Annotated in this window: 20 protein-coding genes; 3 read left to right on the top strand and 17 right to left on the bottom strand. The window is 65.0% G+C overall.

Going from position 1 to position 15,090, the window contains the following annotated elements; translation table 11 throughout:
• The first annotated feature begins 37 nt into the window (after positions 1 to 37).
• The 3 genes from G7044_RS02915 (at position 38) to G7044_RS02905 (ending at position 1,359) form a co-directional block, all read left to right on the top strand.
• Positions 38 to 223 carry a heavy-metal-associated domain-containing protein gene (locus tag G7044_RS02915; RefSeq protein ID WP_166325685.1) on the top strand — a complete coding sequence of 62 codons (186 nt, stop codon included), beginning with the start codon at positions 38 to 40 and terminating at the stop codon, positions 221 to 223.
• Positions 224 to 381: 158 nt separating this feature from the next.
• Positions 382 to 681: a hypothetical protein gene (locus G7044_RS02910; RefSeq protein ID WP_166325682.1), complete on the top strand. Its 300-nt coding sequence runs from the start codon at positions 382 to 384 to the stop codon at positions 679 to 681.
• Positions 682 to 1,359: an NAD-dependent deacylase gene (locus G7044_RS02905; RefSeq protein WP_166325679.1), complete on the top strand. Its 678-nt coding sequence runs from the start codon at positions 682 to 684 to the stop codon at positions 1,357 to 1,359.
• Here the strand turns inward: G7044_RS02905 and cysE are convergent.
• The 17 genes from cysE to G7044_RS02820 form a co-directional block, all read right to left on the bottom strand.
• Positions 1,356 to 2,201, bottom strand: coding sequence for a serine O-acetyltransferase (gene cysE, locus G7044_RS02900; protein ID WP_166325676.1), 846 nt, complete (start codon positions 2,199 to 2,201; stop codon positions 1,356 to 1,358). The two genes, G7044_RS02905 and cysE, sit on opposite strands and share 4 nt — an antisense overlap.
• Positions 2,202 to 2,253: 52 nt before the next feature.
• Positions 2,254 to 2,967 carry a DUF2793 domain-containing protein gene (locus G7044_RS02895; protein ID WP_166325673.1) on the bottom strand — a complete coding sequence of 238 codons (714 nt, stop codon included), beginning with the start codon at positions 2,965 to 2,967 and terminating at the stop codon, positions 2,254 to 2,256.
• Complete coding sequence (locus G7044_RS02890) at positions 2,967 to 6,833, bottom strand: baseplate multidomain protein megatron (protein ID WP_166325670.1); 3,867 nt, start codon at positions 6,831 to 6,833, stop codon at positions 2,967 to 2,969. Before G7044_RS02890 ends, G7044_RS02895 begins: the two co-directional genes overlap by 1 nt.
• Positions 6,834 to 6,849: 16 nt before the next feature.
• Positions 6,850 to 7,281: a C40 family peptidase gene (locus G7044_RS02885; protein ID WP_166325667.1), complete on the bottom strand. Its 432-nt coding sequence runs from the start codon at positions 7,279 to 7,281 to the stop codon at positions 6,850 to 6,852.
• Complete coding sequence (locus G7044_RS02880) at positions 7,274 to 8,143, bottom strand: DUF2163 domain-containing protein (protein WP_166325664.1); 870 nt, start codon at positions 8,141 to 8,143, stop codon at positions 7,274 to 7,276. The genes G7044_RS02885 and G7044_RS02880 overlap by 8 nt, the downstream gene beginning before the upstream one ends.
• Positions 8,140 to 8,769: a DUF2460 domain-containing protein gene (locus G7044_RS02875; protein WP_166325661.1), complete on the bottom strand. Its 630-nt coding sequence runs from the start codon at positions 8,767 to 8,769 to the stop codon at positions 8,140 to 8,142. Before G7044_RS02875 ends, G7044_RS02880 begins: the two co-directional genes overlap by 4 nt.
• A 6-nt stretch (positions 8,770 to 8,775) precedes the next feature.
• Positions 8,776 to 9,426 carry a phage tail tape measure protein gene (locus G7044_RS02870; RefSeq protein ID WP_166325658.1) on the bottom strand — a complete coding sequence of 217 codons (651 nt, stop codon included), beginning with the start codon at positions 9,424 to 9,426 and terminating at the stop codon, positions 8,776 to 8,778.
• Entirely contained in the window at positions 9,404 to 9,628 is a 225-nt protein-coding gene (locus G7044_RS02865; protein WP_166325655.1) for a rcc01693 family protein, read from the bottom strand. Before G7044_RS02865 ends, G7044_RS02870 begins: the two co-directional genes overlap by 23 nt.
• On the bottom strand, positions 9,625 to 9,942 hold the full coding sequence (locus G7044_RS02860; RefSeq protein ID WP_166325652.1) for a gene transfer agent family protein: 318 nt from the start codon (positions 9,940 to 9,942) through the stop codon (positions 9,625 to 9,627). Before G7044_RS02860 ends, G7044_RS02865 begins: the two co-directional genes overlap by 4 nt.
• Entirely contained in the window at positions 9,942 to 10,355 is a 414-nt protein-coding gene (locus tag G7044_RS02855; RefSeq protein WP_166325649.1) for a phage major tail protein, TP901-1 family, read from the bottom strand. Before G7044_RS02855 ends, G7044_RS02860 begins: the two co-directional genes overlap by 1 nt.
• A gap of 12 nt (positions 10,356 to 10,367) precedes the next feature.
• Positions 10,368 to 10,787: a DUF3168 domain-containing protein gene (locus G7044_RS02850; RefSeq protein WP_166325646.1), complete on the bottom strand. Its 420-nt coding sequence runs from the start codon at positions 10,785 to 10,787 to the stop codon at positions 10,368 to 10,370.
• The gene (locus tag G7044_RS02845) at positions 10,784 to 11,119 is read right to left on the bottom strand and encodes a head-tail adaptor protein (protein WP_166325643.1); all 336 of its coding nucleotides are present in this window, start codon (positions 11,117 to 11,119) and stop codon (positions 10,784 to 10,786) included. Before G7044_RS02845 ends, G7044_RS02850 begins: the two co-directional genes overlap by 4 nt.
• On the bottom strand, positions 11,119 to 11,724 hold the full coding sequence (locus tag G7044_RS02840; protein WP_166325640.1) for a head-tail connector protein: 606 nt from the start codon (positions 11,722 to 11,724) through the stop codon (positions 11,119 to 11,121). The genes G7044_RS02845 and G7044_RS02840 overlap by 1 nt, the downstream gene beginning before the upstream one ends.
• Positions 11,725 to 11,860: 136 nt before the next feature.
• Complete coding sequence (locus G7044_RS02835) at positions 11,861 to 13,024, bottom strand: phage major capsid protein (RefSeq protein ID WP_166325637.1); 1,164 nt, start codon at positions 13,022 to 13,024, stop codon at positions 11,861 to 11,863.
• Positions 13,025 to 13,111: 87 nt separating this feature from the next.
• On the bottom strand, positions 13,112 to 13,639 hold the full coding sequence (locus G7044_RS02830; RefSeq protein WP_166325634.1) for an HK97 family phage prohead protease: 528 nt from the start codon (positions 13,637 to 13,639) through the stop codon (positions 13,112 to 13,114).
• A gap of 3 nt (positions 13,640 to 13,642) precedes the next feature.
• The gene (locus tag G7044_RS02825) at positions 13,643 to 13,873 is read right to left on the bottom strand and encodes a GTA head formation protein, RCAP_rcc01685 family (RefSeq protein ID WP_166325631.1); all 231 of its coding nucleotides are present in this window, start codon (positions 13,871 to 13,873) and stop codon (positions 13,643 to 13,645) included.
• 1 nt (position 13,874) lies between these two features.
• Positions 13,875 to 15,065, bottom strand: a complete 1,191-nt coding sequence (locus G7044_RS02820) for a phage portal protein (RefSeq protein ID WP_166325628.1) — start codon at positions 15,063 to 15,065, stop codon at positions 13,875 to 13,877.
• Positions 15,066 to 15,090: the final 25 nt, after the last annotated feature.

Genomic DNA, 15,090 nt, shown 5'->3' with positions numbered 1-15,090 from the left:
TGTGGATCATCCTTCATCCGCAATCAGGGAGACAGGGATGAAACTCAGCGTACCGGACATGAGCTGCGCCCATTGCAAGGCCGCCATCGAGAAAGCTGTAAGCGATGCAGGCGGCTCAGCCACCGTCGATCTGGAGCGGCACGAGGTGATCGTCGATGGCCTGGACCCTGCGGATGCCCAGAACGTGATTCGCCAGGCGGGCTATGACCCGCGCCTGGCCTGACACCACATATGGCAGGTTCCCGCCGATGGTGCGCGATCTCTGCGCCCAGCGAAAGATTGAGCGAAACCGGATTTCTTGCTAGATTTTCTGGACAGGGTGCCGGTCGAGGCCGCCCCCAACAAGCCGACAAGGCATCAGGCAGACCCGAGGAGACAGAGATGAATCGTATGCTCATTGCCGCGGCCGCGGTAATCCTGACCACGCCGCTGGCCGTGGCTGGCCCGATCGACAGCGCCTGCGTCCGATCCGACCGCGGCGCACGCCAGCCGACGCTGTGCAAATGCGTCCAGCAGGTGGCCAACCAGACGCTGTCGCGCTCGGATCAGCGCATGGCAGCGTCCTTCTTTCGCGACCCGCATAAGGCGCAGGTTGTTCGTATGTCCAAACGCGACGCAGACAACGCCTTCTGGGCCCGCTACAAGGCTTTCGCCGGCGCGGCCGAGGCCTATTGCCGCTGAATGCGCATCGTCGTCCTGACCGGGGCAGGTATCTCTGCGGAAAGCGGGTTACGCACCTTTCGTGCCGCTGACGGGCTATGGGAAGATCACCGCATCGAGGATGTGGCCACACCCGAAGCCTTTGCCCGTGACCCTGCCCTCGTCCACCGTTTCTACAATGCCCGCAGGTCGGCAGCTGCACAGGCAAAGCCCAACCTCGCGCATCACGCGCTAGCGGATCTCGCAAAGCGGCATGATCTGACGCTGGTCACGCAAAACGTCGATGATCTGCATGAGCGCGGCGGCTCAACGAATGTCATTCATATGCATGGGGAACTGGCAAGCGCGCTTTGCGCGGCCTGCGGGCATCGCTGGCCCAGCCCGGCAGAGACCGATGTGAAAACCCCCTGCCCCGCATGCAGTGCCGCAGCCGCGCGCCCGGACATCGTCTGGTTCGGCGAGATGCCCTATCACATGGAACGGATCTGGCAAGCGATCGAACGGGCCGAAATCTTCGCCGCTGTCGGCACCTCGGGGCAGGTCTATCCGGCTGCGGGATTCGGACAGCATGCGCGCCGCACCGGCGCGCATTGCGTGGAATTGAACCTGGATCAGTCCGCCGTCAGCCGGGATTTTCACGAACAGCTGATTGGCCCGGCGACGCACATCGTGCCGAAATGGGTGGCGGGCCTGGGTTAGGCGCCGCCCTCCTCCATTTCGGTGACTTCGATCAGGTGATCCATCGCAAAGGCGGGATCGGTGCAACCGGCATCGCCGACGATATGGGCGGGAACCCCGGCGACCGTCTTGCAGGGCGGAACATCGCTGAGCACCACGGACCCCGCTGCGATGCGACTGCAACGCCCGACGGTGATATTGCCCAACACCTTGGCGCCAGCACCGATCAACACGCCGTTGCCTATTTTCGGGTGCCGATCGCCATCTGCCTTGCCCGTTCCGCCGAGCGTGACCGAATGCAGCATCGACACGTTATCGCCGACCACCGCCGTCTCGCCGATGACGATGGAATGGGCGTGATCCATCATGATTCCCCGACCGACACGCGCGGCGGGGTGAATGTCGACGCCAAACGCTTCGGAACAGCGCATCTGCACGAAATACGCCATGTCACGCCGCCCCTCGGTCCACAGCCAATGACCGATCCGATAGGCCTGAAGCGCCTGAAAGCCCTTGAAAAAAAGCAACGGCTGCAACAGGCGATGCGTCGCCGGATCACGCTCATAAACCGCCCGCAAATCGGCCTCGGCGGCGGCGATCAGCTCCGGTCGCGCGGCATAGGCTGCATCCGCGATCTCGCGCAGCAGCTGCCCCGACATCTCGCCCGACGACAGTTTCATCGCAAAGCGATAGGCAAGGGCGGATTGCAGGTTCTCGTGATGCAGCAGGCCAGCATGAATCAAGGCCCCCAGCAGGGGTTCGGTCTTGATCGCGTCGCGTGCCTCGGCACAGATCTGCTGCCAAAGCGCTGCGCCGCCCAGGGGCGCCGCAGCGGTGACAATTGGTGTCGCGGGGCTGTTCATGGCCACCTCCTTTCCGCAGAAACTAGCGCAAAGGCGTGGCGCAGGAAACCCATCAGCGCGGCATGGTCAGCTCCATCCAATGCGCGGCGATCCGCAGTCTGCCCGAAGCAAACTGCCCGCCCGTGGCCGAAAGGATGATGGGCGTCGGGCTCCAATAGGTGAAGGGCTGCGACAACATGCCCCGCGCCCAGGAGCCCTGCTGGATTCCCAACCCCGAACCAAAGCGATCGAAGGCACCGTCCGTTCCCATCCGCCAACTGGTCAGCGTGCCGTCGATGGTCTCGGTAACGCGCGCCGTGGCACCGATCACCATTGCCGAATTCGGGATATAAAGATCGGTCGTGAAACTGTCGCCGGCTGTCAGCGTCACCTCGACTTCAGCCGTACGCGCGACCAGTGCAGAGCCAAAGCTGCCCAAAGTCAAAGCGCCCTCGACCCAGATATCACCGTCAAACACGGCACTGACGCCAATGTCGGTAACAAAGGCTTTCATCCCGATCTGCGCTTCGGCAAAGACCCAACCGCCATTGCTGGCAATGGCGATATGCCCATCCTTTCCAGCCCAGGCATCTGTGGCACCGGGCGGAACCGCGAAGCAGGCCCCATCGACAACCGTCGCCGGAGGCGTGCTGCGATAGAGGCTACCCAACACCAGATTCACCAGCCCATCCAGCCTTGCGAGCGATTCGTTGACTGTCACGTGTTTTTGGGCCTGCGCCGCCTGAACCAGAGGCAACGCCAGGCGAGAGGTGGTTTGATCGGTCATCAGAAGCTCCTGGTAATTGAAGGACCCGGACCATATTCGTCCGAGATTTGGGCGACAGAGATGGTCAGCCCGCCCTGTCCGGCATGGACCAGAAGGTCCTGCGGCAGGGTCAGTTCGGGTCGCACCGTTTCAAATTCACGCGTGACATCGGCCGCCGTGGCGCGCACCAGATAACCCTCACGCGTCTCGGCCAACGGAACCTCGCGCAGATCCCAGCGGTCGCCCGACAAACGTGTGCGCCGTATCCAGCTCAACCTGCTACCGGACAGCCTGAGATGACAGGGCGACAACGGCCGCAGGCCGGCGCCTTTGGTCAAGGAAGTCCGCAACCGATAGCTGGGATCATCCACGGCCCGCAACGCCGGTCCGATGCGCCAATAACGCTGCTGACCCAGCATCACAGGGTCCAAGGCCAGTTGCTTCAGCGCGTCGTCCAGCACCACCACCTTGGATCCTGCCGGCCACTCCTCTGGGATGACCGCGTCGGTGCCGAACTGACCTCGCAAGCGGTCATGCAGCACCCAAATGCGGGAAGACAACTGCTCGGCCCGGGCGAACTGAAAAATCTCCCAGTTTGTCGCCGAACCGTCGCCAATGGCCACCAGGTTCGCCCCTTGCAACAACCGATGCATCGAGGCGCTCGCCAGGGCCCCCGTACCGAACTTGACCCGCAGTCCCGGGCCCCGGTCGATCAACCCCGCCCGCGCCGGCGCAAGCACGGTTTCCGTCACCCCGATCATCGCGCCACGCGGCACCGTCGTATTCAGCGTGAAGCCGCTGTCCTCGCTGCCCGAACCGTAAACTGCGACCGAGCCCGGCCAGGGATTGGCCGCAGCCGCAAGATGCGGGGCGTGTGGGATCTCGTTGCCACGTATCAGCGGCAAGTCCATGATCAGCGACCAGACCGGCATCGGTGGCCGATAACGTGGCACACTGATCCCTCCCTCCAGGAAATCGGCGGGACGATAAATGCCGGGTTCGGTCATCACGGCGTCAACGGTCACGGCCCCTGCCCGCTCGACCCGTTCGATGCGCCAACGCTTGGGCGCACTGTCGCCGCGTCGAGTCAGTGCCACGACGTCTCCCGGCCCAAGCCTGCCCAGAGAGGGCGGCAAGCGGAAGCGGATCGTATCGCGTGCCAGCCGCGATTCGGCCAACCAACGCTCGGCTGTCGCACGCGCCTCGGGAACGGTCATCAGCAATGGCATCTCGCTGTCCGATACAGCCGCCGAGGGATCATTCGGCAAAGCCGCCTCGACCGTCGAGGTTGTATAGGCATCACCGATTGCGACATGGGTCAGGCGCAGACGCCCGGTCATCTCAGCCTCGGCCAGGCGCACGGTCTCATGCGCGCCTGTCTCCTGCTCTGCCAATTCCGGCTCGTCTATGGTGGCGCTGATGCGACCGTCCCGCATGGTGAAGCGCAGTTTGCCGTCGCGTTCCACAGCATCGAAGCCGTATGCAAGCATCAGCGGCTGCAGCGTCTGGCGCGGCGTCTCGCCGGCACTGGCGACATAGCCGCGCACCACGCCCGACAGCCCCGACACATCGAACGAGGTCACGCCCGCGGCCGCGCAGATATCTGCCACGACCGATGCAAGCGGTGCCGCCCCTGCCCGCCCGTTCAGCCAATGCCCACGATCCCAGGCCGGGCCGTCCGACCACAGATCCGTGCGCCCCGGAAAGGCCGGGAAAGGCCGAGCGTCCCAGCACCAGACATGGGCGCGCGACATGTCAATCATACGCCCGCCATAGCGACCGATCGGGTTATTCTCCGCGTCGCCCCAATAACGCGTCATTGCACGGATATAGGCAGCCTGCATGGCATCGTCCCGTCGCCCGGACGAGTAATGCGGCAACTGCGATTCCGAGCTTAGCGCATCAAGGAACTTGTTGGGCTGATTGGTCCCTTTGTCCAAGGCCGCGCAGCCCATTTCGGTGAACCAGATCGGCTTTGATCGCGGAACCCAGGGCGATGGATCTTCCGCACGCACCCCACCCGGACGATCATGATGCGGCTTACCCCACCAGTTGGCCAGATCCTTATAGCGCCAGATCCATGGCTCGTCATAAGCGCCGTCAGTGATCGGCGTTCGGATCTGCGCTTCACGATGGGCTGGATCTGCATAATACCAATCATACCCCTCCCCACCCGCAACCTGCGATTCCAGATAGCCATGGGCATCGATCCGGCGCCACTCCGCGTCCAGATGGGTCTCTCCGTCGCGCCAATCCGACAGGGGCATGTAGTTGTCGATGCCGATGAAGTCGATATTGGGATCGGCCCAAAGCGGGTCGAGATGGAAGAAAGCCTCGCCTCCGCCGGGATGATAGCCAAAATACTCTGACCAGTCCGCGGCATAGCTGAGCTTCACTTCTGGGCCGAGGATCGCCCGCACATCGGCCGCCAGACGCCGCAGTTCCTCAACCGCCGGAAAGCTGTTCTGCGGACCGCGCAGCTGCGTCAGCCCGACCATCTCGGATCCGATCAGAAACGTGTCGATCCCACCCGCGACACCGCAGAGATGTGCGTAGTGCAGGATAAAGCGGCGATACCCCCATTCGTCGGGACCACGATAGACGACCTTGCCGTCTTCAACGGCGAAATCGCTGCGGGTGGCATTGCCAAAGAACTTCTTTACGTCCTGAACATTCGCCGCCGAGCCGTCCGGGCTGCCGTCACGACCGGGCGCGATTTCGGCGGTAATCCGGCCACGCCAGGGCATGACGGGCTGATGTGCGGCCCCGGACCAGGGATCGCTGCGACCGTTGTCGCCAAGCTGCTCCATCAGAATAAAGGGATAGAACACGGCCTTGCGGCCCGATTGGGCGATGCCGCGCAATGCCTCGATAACCGAATCGTCTGCCGGTGTACCGCCATAGATCGGACGGTCATCCTTGCGGGCAACCTGCTGCGCGGCCGAACGGTCTATCCCACCCGCGCGCCACGCCATCTGCGCGCCGTCGCGACTTGCATCCTCGACCTTCGGGCGCAGCGTGCAGCGCCCCACCCGCAGATCGTCGCCAAACCACGAAACCACCAGCGAGACCGAACCGACGCGCGGCAACTCGCGCCCCAGAATGTCCATGGAGGCGGAAAAGTCGGTCGGCGCCATCACAGTCGCGCTATTGGCCGGTACGGCCTCGCCAAAGCCAAGATCATAGCTGACCGCCGTCGTGGCCAACGAGTATTCGCCGGTGCCCGGAATCATCGCCACCGCGCGCACCTGATCGCACAGAGCCTCGCCCGAACGCGCCGCGCGGGTAACCTCAAAGCTCAGCTGCGGCATCCGGTTGCCCCAGGGCTCCAGGTTCAATTCCTCCATCACCACATAGGCCGTGCCCCGATAGGCCGGTGCGTCATCGCCTTCATGCGCGGCGATGCAAGGGTCGGGCAACTGATCGCCTGCGCCGGTATAGACACGCATGTTCAGATCCGCAGGCGACACTTCCTCGCCATCGGCCCAGACCCGACCCACACCCAGGATCGGCCCTTCGCAAAGCGCCATCGCAAAACTCAGGCGATAGGAAATATTGGTGACCTTCGGGCCGGTGCCTTTCCCGCCACCGCCACGGCGCGAGGTGACCTCGGTCAATGGCGCTGCCCAGATCACATGACCGGGCATGCGCATTTGCCCCCAAAGGCGCGGGATCGAAACCCCCTCGCCCGTGGTCTGCAGTCGCAACCTGTCAATGCGGCCGGTTTCCACCGCCTGCGCGCCCGCGCCCAACAGGCGCTGATCGATCACCCGGCCAACAGTGGCACCGATTGCACGGCCGATGACGGCGCCGCCAAGGCCCATGACGGTTCCGCCGAAACCGGCGCCGATCGATGCGCCAACGGCTGACAAGACGATGGTGGCCATGAAATACTCCTCTCAATCAGGGGAAGCGGAAACGCGCGGCAATCCGCTGTCGCCAGGGCATCGAAAGCGGGCTCTCGATGACGCCGTGATGGTCATAGGCATGGATGAAGGCGGCCGCGTCACCGATCGCCGAAACGACCCCCAAGTGTTTCGCGACCGCACCCGAGCGCATGCGAAACAGCAGCACCTGCCCGATACGCTCGACGCCATCGTCGGGAATCAAGTGCCGCTGCGCGCCAGCCAGCAGAAGCTCGTCGCGGCCATATTCGCCCCAATCGGGCGTATAAGCTGGGGCTTCCTCGGGCTCGGCACCGTACAGCTCGCGCCAGATCCCCCGGATCAGGCCCAGGCAATCCGTGCCGACCTTGGCTGAGGCGCCTTGGTGGAAATAGGGCGTCCCGATCCAACGGCGCGCGATGCCCAGAACCTCGGGTCCGCGATCAGTCATTGTTGCCTTGCCCGCCCGACGGTTTGAAATCGCCAGAGCGTGGGTTGTCCTTCCCGGGCGCCATCAGCCAATCCTCCTGCGGAAGATGCGGAAATCCGCGAAAATTCAGGAAATTCCCGAACTTCGCCCGACAACATCCCGCCGACTTGTCACAACCCGCATAAAGCCGCACGCGGTCACCCACCGCCGGCATGATCCCGGTCTGGGTCCACAGATCGACCTCGCGCCCGCCATTGGGCGTCGCGCGATCATTCTTGATGTGCCCGCCGACATCCTTGGCTTCGCCAGAAATGACCACCAGCCGCCCGCGTTCGAACCAGCGGTCATCAAACCCGGCGAACCCTGCCAGCTGGAAGCTGCCACCGGTGATCGAAACGATCTTACCCTCGCCCGACAGCCCAGGTTGCGACATATCAACGCCGCAGGCCGCATCGCCAAGGACAGCACTGCAACGCGGATGGAAGACGCGACCGACTGGCTGATTCAGCGGCTCGGAAAGACCGCGAAGTTCGGCCTTGAACGCGCCACCCGCGCGGGTCACCTCGCCAAGATGGCCGCGAAAGACCAGACGGTGCTCGGCAGGGTTAGTCCAGTCGACTTCCCATTGGCGCAGCTCCGCGCCGTCCCAACGGCCGGCAATGATGTCGCGTTCTTCGATGGCCCCATTCGACAAGGCGCCGATCGCCTCGGTATTATCGACGGACAGGCCAGCTCCTTGTACGACCGCCTGCGCGGTCAGCCCGGCATCAGGATGAAACCGGATACCGGCAAAACTCAGCTCTCCGTCATGGTCGGTAAAGCCCAGTTCCAACCCATCCCGCCGGGTGATCGCCCAGGCGCGTGCAATCTGCGTAGTTGTCATTCCCGCACCTCGATCACTGGAATTTGCGGCATTTCGCCGGCGTTGAACGATGCCACCGAAACCGCGATCCGGTCTGTGGCAAAGCGCACTGGCACGTCGAACTCAAAACCCGCCGTAATCTCGGCTCCGTGTCCGGGGGCAGAGGCGAAGGTGATGATCCCGGTGGTGTAATCGACCGCGAACTCCTGGCCCTCGCGCTGTTCTTCGCCACCCAAGCCCACAAGCACCGATCCTCGCACCGGCTTGCGGATTGGCCGCAAATAGCGTGCCGCACCCGATGCATAGGCCTTGACCAGCTGAAAACTCGTCGCCTCACCATCGGCTTGAGCCAGCAACTGGTCGCGATATTCCGGCGCGCGACTTGGGACGCAACTCTTGTGGTCAGCCCAGTCCTTCCAGCGAAAGCCATGAAGCTGTCCGCCACGCGCTTCAAAAAACGCGACCAGGGCCTCGATATCATCAAGCCCCGTCAGGCCGAGTCCGGCATCATAGTGACGCCGCGAATGCGCCCAGGGCGCGTTGCGCTCTTCATGACCATTGGTCAAGGTGACGATCTCAGTCCGGCGTTCGGGGCCGCCGACCGAGCCAAACGAAAGGTTTGCGGGAAATCGGATCTCGTGGAACATGCCGCCTCACAGGTTGCGTTGGCCGCGGGCCAGGATACGGCCCATCTGGGCGGCGATCTGGCTCTGGCTGCGGGCGAAACCCGCAACATCCGGCGTATTGACGGTGATATTGACGCTGACCGGGCGCCCGCCCGATCCCGATGCTGCGACGCCCAGGCGTCCATCAGCGCCTCGGGTCAGCGGCATGATCGCCTCGGGGCCCGCCTCGCCCATCAGGCCGGTGCCGCCGCGCATGGGAAAATGCGTGGGCTGGCTGACAACGCCGCCCTTGGCAAAGGCGGTCACACGACCTTGCGAAAGCGCACCGCCCTTGGCGAACGGGATCGGTTCGCCCCCGCCGATGCTTTGCGCGATGACGTTCGACACCGCATCCTTGATCGGCTTCATCGCAATCGAATAGGCCGTGTCGGTCATGCCGCGGGCGATCCCCTTCAACGCCTCATTCAGCTTCATCCCGTCGAAGATCAGCCCGTCGAAGGCTCTTTTCAGGCCGTTGCCGACACCATTGGCAAAGGTGTCGGCCTCGCGGCTGGTCAGCAGCATGGATTGCTGCATCCGGCCCAGTTCGGCCGAAAAGGAAGCCGTCATCTGCGCCGATTTGTCGAATTGCCGTTCCAACTCGTCGCCGTCGCGATCAAGTCCGTTCTTGTCCGCCATCTTCCATCTCCTTTACCGGGGGGCGATCCGGCCAGGCACGCGACATCGCGGCCAGCCGGGATCGCGTCATTGGGGCGGCTGCGGGATCTACGCCCAGCATCAGCGCCAACTCGGCCGGGGTCAGCGACCAGAACTGATCGGGCGTCAGGCGCAGCCCGGTCATCCCCGCCCGCATCAGGCCCGGCCAATCCAGGCCGTTCATGCCGCCACGACACCGAAGGCACGGGCCAGAAGCTGTGCGGCCGCCTGCGCCGCCGCCACCGGCCCGCCTTCGATATCGGCCGACAGCAGATCATCTCTGCCCCCGCGCCAGCCGCCGCCGCGCAATCCCGCCACGACGACCGCCACCACGTCCGAGGCCGAGAAGCGCCCCTCCTCAAACCTCGCCGCCATTTCGACCATCGAGCCGGTCTGCAAGGCCGCCTCCAGTTCTGCCAGCGCGCCCAGGGTCAGGCGCGCGGCGTGGGGGATGCCGTCCAGCGTGATCTCGACCTCACCGCGCAACGGGTTCACCATCACAGCGCCACGAAGTTCAGCGCGCCGGCACTGGCCATCGCGATCTCATAGGTCGCCTCGCCGTTATGGCTGCCCGAATATTCCAGCGAGGTGATCTGGAACGGGCCCTCGACGATGCCGAAATCGGGGATGATGATCTGGCATCGCGGCACCTCGCCGTCGAAGAAGACCTGCCGTGCACGGCCATCGGTCGCAGCGTCACGAAACACCCCGGAACCGGAAATCGATGCCGAACGCACACCAGCGCCGCCCAGCAGCTCGCGCCAGCGGCCTTCGCTTTCCAGGCTGGTCACATCGACCGTTTCGGCGTTGAACCCGATGCGCGTGGCGCGAAGCCCGGCCACCGTCTCGAATTCGCCCGCCCCGGTCATGTCCATCTTGATCAGCAGATCACGTCCGTTTTGAACCGCCATCCTGTCGTCTCCTCAAGCCAGATCCATCAGCGCCCGAAAGGTCAGATCGACCCGCCGCTCGGCGCCGTTCACCACCCGCTTGGCGCGGGCACGCAGAAACCACAGCCCGGCAATCCGGCCTGCGTCGGTAACTAGGTCGGCGCCTTCCAGCGCCGCGCTGACGGCAACCGCCGCCTCTTTGACGGCACGAAAGCCGGCGGCTTCATCCGTCCCGGCCAGAACCGAAACAACGAAGTCGTGCCGTGCCGCCGCCCCGCCGCTGTCGGACAGATCGACCACCTCCTCGGGGCCGAGCGAGACATATACCCCGCTGGGGGCCGCAATCGGCATTGCGTCATAAACCGCATCGCCGATCAGCGCGGACAGCGCCGGATCGGTGCGCAGCGCCAGATAGACCGCGCCCTGCAGCGCGGCCGATGCCTGATAGCTCATGCGGATTCCTCCTGTGCGAAGATGCGCAGATGGCGGCCCAGCGGGTCCGCTTCGGCGACTGCGTCGATGCGGAAGACCCGCGCCCCCATCCGCAGCCGTTGCCCTGCCACCGGGCGGCGCGGATCGCCGGGGGGGAAGCCCCGCACCGTGATGGTCCAGCCGACGACGCTTTCCGGGCCGGTCTCGGCGCCGCGCTGGCGGCCGCTGCCGCTGTCCATATGCGCATGGACCACCCCCAGCGCCCGCCAGTTCGTGCGATGGCCACCCATGCCGTCGGCCTGACGCTCGCGCGTCTCCAGCACCAGCGGTACGGTCAGTCTGGGCGCCGCCATCAGCGCGCCCCCCGACCGGCCAGGACCCGGACCGCACGCCAGCGCTCGATCAGCGCACTGACCCCCATCGGCAGGGCGTGGCGGGCGCCGTCATCGCTGCGGTCCTCATAGTAGCGGGCCGCCAGCATCAGCACCGCCTGTGCCAGATCCGCCGGAACGCCCGGCCAGCTTTTGGCGAAACCTGCGTCGAACCGTACCACCGCACTGCCCCCTTCCGGCACCGCCGGCAATGCGCCGCCGCGCGGACGGATCAGCGGCCGCATGCTGTCTGCCATCAGCACCCAACGCCCTGCCGGAACCGCGCGAATGGTGCCATCGGCGGCCTCGATCTCGACTGCGGTGACGGCGCTGACCGGCGCCATGGGCAGGGCCTGGCCCTGATCGTCGCGCCAATCCTCCAGCACCATGCGATAGCTGCGGCGCAGCAGCACCTTTCCGGTGCGCCCCTCGATCGTGGCCATGGCGGCACGCAGAAAGCCCGACAAGGCGCGGTCTTCCTCGACGCTGGCAGGCAGTTCAAACCCAGAGCCGAGCCGCAGATGCGCCCGCAATTCAGCCACCGGCAGCGCCGCTTCCGCCGGTGTCGTCTCCTCGACAAGTATCATCCCGAACCTCCCGTCCGAGCCGGGCCAATCTGGCCGGATGTTCACAGGGAAAGCCGCGCCGGCACGCGCCATGGGCATGCGCGGACAGTTGCTGAGCCGGCATGACACGGCCGGCGCGGCCCTCGAACGCCTGAAATCAGGCGCCGAACTTTAGGGCCTTCAGCGCGCGGCCATCTACCAGCCCACCGCCGACGCGCTTGGTCGCATAGAACAGCACATGCGGCTTGGCCGAGAACGGATCGCGCAGTACGCGCAGCTCGGGACGCTCGACAATCGTGTAGGCGGCCTTGAAATCGCCAAACAGGATCGCCCGCGCATCGGTGGCAATTTCCGGCATCTCCTCGGCCAGCATCACCGGATAGCCCAGCAGACGCGCAGGCTCGCCGGCAGCCAGGCTGTCAGCCCAGATAAAGCGGCCATCCGCATCCTTCAGCTTGCGCACGGTCGCCGCGGTCTTCGACGACATGACGAACGCCGCGTTCGCGCGATGCGCGGCCGGCAGCGCGTAGACCAGATCAATCAGCTTGTCGGCCGCGTTGCTCGCCCCGAACGCGCCCGCGACCCCGGTCTTCAACTCGCCAATGGTCGAGATCGACCCCTTGCCGGTCACATCGAACTCGCTGTTCAACACGCCCGAGGGCTTGTCGACGCCGTCGCCCCGCAGGAAAGCGTGGGCCTCGGCGCGGGTGAACTTGTCCGCAACGCGCTCGGCCAGCCAGGTTTCGACATCGAAGGCGGCATCGTCCAGCAGACGCTGGCTGGCCTTCGGCATGGCGGACAGCTCGTGCAGCGCGATCGAAATTCGCTCAACGCCCGAGGTGGTCGATACCGTCGCATCGGTTTCGTTGGCCCAGCCGGTGGTCATCTCGTCGCGGTCGACCAGCACGTCATAGGCACCCGCCTCGACCTGGACCACATTTGCCAGCGCCCGCAGCGAAACTGCGTTCGACAGCGAATTCTGCACCGTCTGTGCCACCTGCGGCGCGGCGAGGAAACCGCCATCACTGGCCGAGGTCATGCCCTTTTCCTCGATTGCCAGCCCGCGCAGGCCGGAATCGTCGCCATTACGCAGATAGGCGTTGAACGCCTTCTGATGGGGCACCTCGGGGGCGGCCTCCGTCGACAGCGGGCTGCGGGTGCGGAAGGCGTTCTTGCGTTCGAACATGCTCATGCGTTCATCCTGTGCATCGAGTTTCTTCTGGATATCCTGGCGGTAGCTCTTGAGTTCTTCGACGAACCCAAGCAGCGCACCCTTCAGCTCGCCTGGGGCATTGGCTGCCCCGGCCTTGACCTCGCTCATCAGCGTCTCCTCATCGGTGATCGGGGTCGTCCCCCTGTTGTACGGGCAGGCATATCGGCCCGCCCGAACCCTTAGGCGCCGCGGGGATCAGTCCCGCAGCGCCTTCGTCGCGGCGATCAAGGCCGCGGCGAAATCTCTTGTGTCGTCGGCATTCTTCTGCCCCAGCTTGGCTTCGGGCAGCATCGGAAAGGTGACCAGCGACACCTCCCACAGCTCGACCTCGCTCAGCACCCGGCGGCCCTTCTGATCCTTTTCGGCGCGGATCGTACGGTAGCCGATCGACAGACCGTCAATCGCTCCGGCCTCGATCAGCGTCGCAGCCTCGCGCGCCAGCGTCACGTCGGGCAGCAATCGGCCCTTCACCCACAGCCCGGTCTCGTCCTCACGGATCTCGTCCCAGACGCCGATGGGCTTGGTGGGATCGTGCTGCCACAGCATCCGCACCTTGTCCCCCTTGGCGGCAAGCCGGCCCAGCGAGGCCGCAAACGCGCCCCTCGCCACGATGTCCCCGCCCTGATCGGGCAGGCCAAAGCGGCTTGCATAGCCTTCAATGACCGACGCTTCGGTCATCACCGGCTTGCCGCCGGCGAATTTCAACTCCAGACCGCTCTCCATCGGTCAGCCTCCTTTTGGTGCGAATTCCAGGATCGACTGCACGGCCTGTGTCAGGATCACCCCGACGACGCCGTAAACGGTCATCCACAGCCGTTTCTCTAGCCCCTCGATCAACGCTTCGATCCGTTCCAGCCGCTTGTCGACGGCCCCGAATTGCAGGGCCATGACCCGCTCCTGTGCTTCAAAACGGTGGTGATGCGGATCGAAGCTTTCGGTAAAGCGCGACCCCTCCATGTCATTCCTCCGGCGCGGGCAACGGCGGCAGACCCAGCGCCGCGCGTTTTTCGGCGTCAGTGAGGAAACTCGCTGCGCCGACCCGCGTCCAATGCTGGTCGCGCTCTTCGGCAAGCGCCGGGATCTGGTCGAGGTCGGGTTTCAGATCGACCTCGGCGCCCAGATGCTCCGACAGGAACCACGCGACCGAGGCCGCGACCCGCGTCACCAGCGGCAATACCGTCAGCCGATAGAACGCCCGATGCGCCTCGGCGTAATTGGCATAGGTCGCATCGCCCGGAATACCGATCAGCATCGGTGGCACCCCAAAGGCCTGCGCAATCTCGCGCGCAGCACCCTGCTTGGTCTCGTGGAACTCCATGTCCGAAGGCGAGAACCCCATCGGCTTCCAGTCAAGCCCGCCTTCCAGCAGCATCGGCCGCCCGGCATTGCGCGCGCCTTGGTGATGGGTCTCCATCTCGATCAGCAGGCGGTCATACTGCTCCGCCGACAGGTTCCCATGCCCGTCTGGCCCCCTGTAGACAATCGCACCCGAGGGCCGCGCCGCATTGTCCAGCAGCGCCTTGGACCAGGCCGAGGCGCTGTTATGGACATCCACCGCCACCGCCGCCGCCTGCAAGGGCGACAGGCCGTAATGGTCATCGCTGGGATGGAAACTCTTGATATGACAAATCGGATCGGGGCTGCCGGTCATGTCGAAACGATGCTTGCGGCCCCCCACCGCATATTCAAACGCCACCGGCCAACCATCTTGCCCCGGCACCACATTCATCCGGTCAGACCGCAATACATGCAGCTCAGCCGGCAGGCCCGCCTCGACCACACCGACGGCTTCCAGATAGCCGTTCCCGCTCAGCAGCAACTGCCCGAACAGCGCCTCGAACAGCTCGGCCCGTCCCTGCCCCGGATTGGGCCGGCGCAGCAGTTCCACCACCGGATGGGTGTCATAACGCCGCTCGTGATCCTGACAGATCAGCGGCACGGCCGCCGCCGCCTCGGCGATCAGCCGGACCGCACGGAAGCCGACCGGATTGCCGATGAACCCGCCGCGTGTCAGCGTGCCGGCGTCACGTGCCGACCAGACCACCCGCCCCGCCCCTGCCGCCAGGGCCGCAACCCGCCCGGTGGCGCTCGCCTTCCTCTCGATCACCGCTGCCGTATCCTGCGGCCGCGAAAACAAACGAAACGCCATGCCTCGCCTCCTTGTCTGTGGATGC

Origin of the sequence: Paracoccus xiamenensis (assembly GCF_011308835.1) — a bacterium.
Classification (GTDB): domain Bacteria; phylum Pseudomonadota; class Alphaproteobacteria; order Rhodobacterales; family Rhodobacteraceae; genus Paracoccus; species Paracoccus xiamenensis.
Note: the sequence above shows the minus strand (reverse complement) of the source record. Positions and strands in the feature narration are given on the sequence as shown.

Bases quoted from the DNA above. Each gene is read 5' to 3' on its own strand.
- G7044_RS02915 (WP_166325685.1), top strand. From the start codon at position 38: ATGAAACTCAGCGTACCGGACATGAGCTGCGCCCATTGCAAGGCCGCC.
- G7044_RS02910 (WP_166325682.1), top strand. From the start codon at position 382: ATGAATCGTATGCTCATTGCCGCGGCCGCGGTAATCCTGACCACGCCG.
- G7044_RS02905 (WP_166325679.1), top strand. From the start codon at position 682: ATGCGCATCGTCGTCCTGACCGGGGCAGGTATCTCTGCGGAAAGCGGG.
- cysE (WP_166325676.1), bottom strand. From the start codon at position 2,201: ATGAACAGCCCCGCGACACCAATTGTCACCGCTGCGGCGCCCCTGGGC.
- G7044_RS02895 (WP_166325673.1), bottom strand. From the start codon at position 2,967: ATGACCGATCAAACCACCTCTCGCCTGGCGTTGCCTCTGGTTCAGGCG.
- G7044_RS02890 (WP_166325670.1), bottom strand. From the start codon at position 6,833: ATGGCCACCATCGTCTTGTCAGCCGTTGGCGCATCGATCGGCGCCGGT.
- G7044_RS02885 (WP_166325667.1), bottom strand. From the start codon at position 7,281: ATGACTGATCGCGGACCCGAGGTTCTGGGCATCGCGCGCCGTTGGATC.
- G7044_RS02880 (WP_166325664.1), bottom strand. From the start codon at position 8,143: ATGACAACTACGCAGATTGCACGCGCCTGGGCGATCACCCGGCGGGAT.
- G7044_RS02875 (WP_166325661.1), bottom strand. From the start codon at position 8,769: ATGTTCCACGAGATCCGATTTCCCGCAAACCTTTCGTTTGGCTCGGTC.
- G7044_RS02870 (WP_166325658.1), bottom strand. From the start codon at position 9,426: ATGGCGGACAAGAACGGACTTGATCGCGACGGCGACGAGTTGGAACGG.
- G7044_RS02865 (WP_166325655.1), bottom strand. From the start codon at position 9,628: ATGAACGGCCTGGATTGGCCGGGCCTGATGCGGGCGGGGATGACCGGG.
- G7044_RS02860 (WP_166325652.1), bottom strand. From the start codon at position 9,942: ATGGTGAACCCGTTGCGCGGTGAGGTCGAGATCACGCTGGACGGCATC.
- G7044_RS02855 (WP_166325649.1), bottom strand. From the start codon at position 10,355: ATGGCGGTTCAAAACGGACGTGATCTGCTGATCAAGATGGACATGACC.
- G7044_RS02850 (WP_166325646.1), bottom strand. From the start codon at position 10,787: ATGAGCTATCAGGCATCGGCCGCGCTGCAGGGCGCGGTCTATCTGGCG.
- G7044_RS02845 (WP_166325643.1), bottom strand. From the start codon at position 11,119: ATGGCGGCGCCCAGACTGACCGTACCGCTGGTGCTGGAGACGCGCGAG.
- G7044_RS02840 (WP_166325640.1), bottom strand. From the start codon at position 11,724: ATGATACTTGTCGAGGAGACGACACCGGCGGAAGCGGCGCTGCCGGTG.
- G7044_RS02835 (WP_166325637.1), bottom strand. From the start codon at position 13,024: ATGAGCGAGGTCAAGGCCGGGGCAGCCAATGCCCCAGGCGAGCTGAAG.
- G7044_RS02830 (WP_166325634.1), bottom strand. From the start codon at position 13,639: ATGGAGAGCGGTCTGGAGTTGAAATTCGCCGGCGGCAAGCCGGTGATG.
- G7044_RS02825 (WP_166325631.1), bottom strand. From the start codon at position 13,873: ATGGAGGGGTCGCGCTTTACCGAAAGCTTCGATCCGCATCACCACCGT.
- G7044_RS02820 (WP_166325628.1), bottom strand. From the start codon at position 15,065: ATGGCGTTTCGTTTGTTTTCGCGGCCGCAGGATACGGCAGCGGTGATC.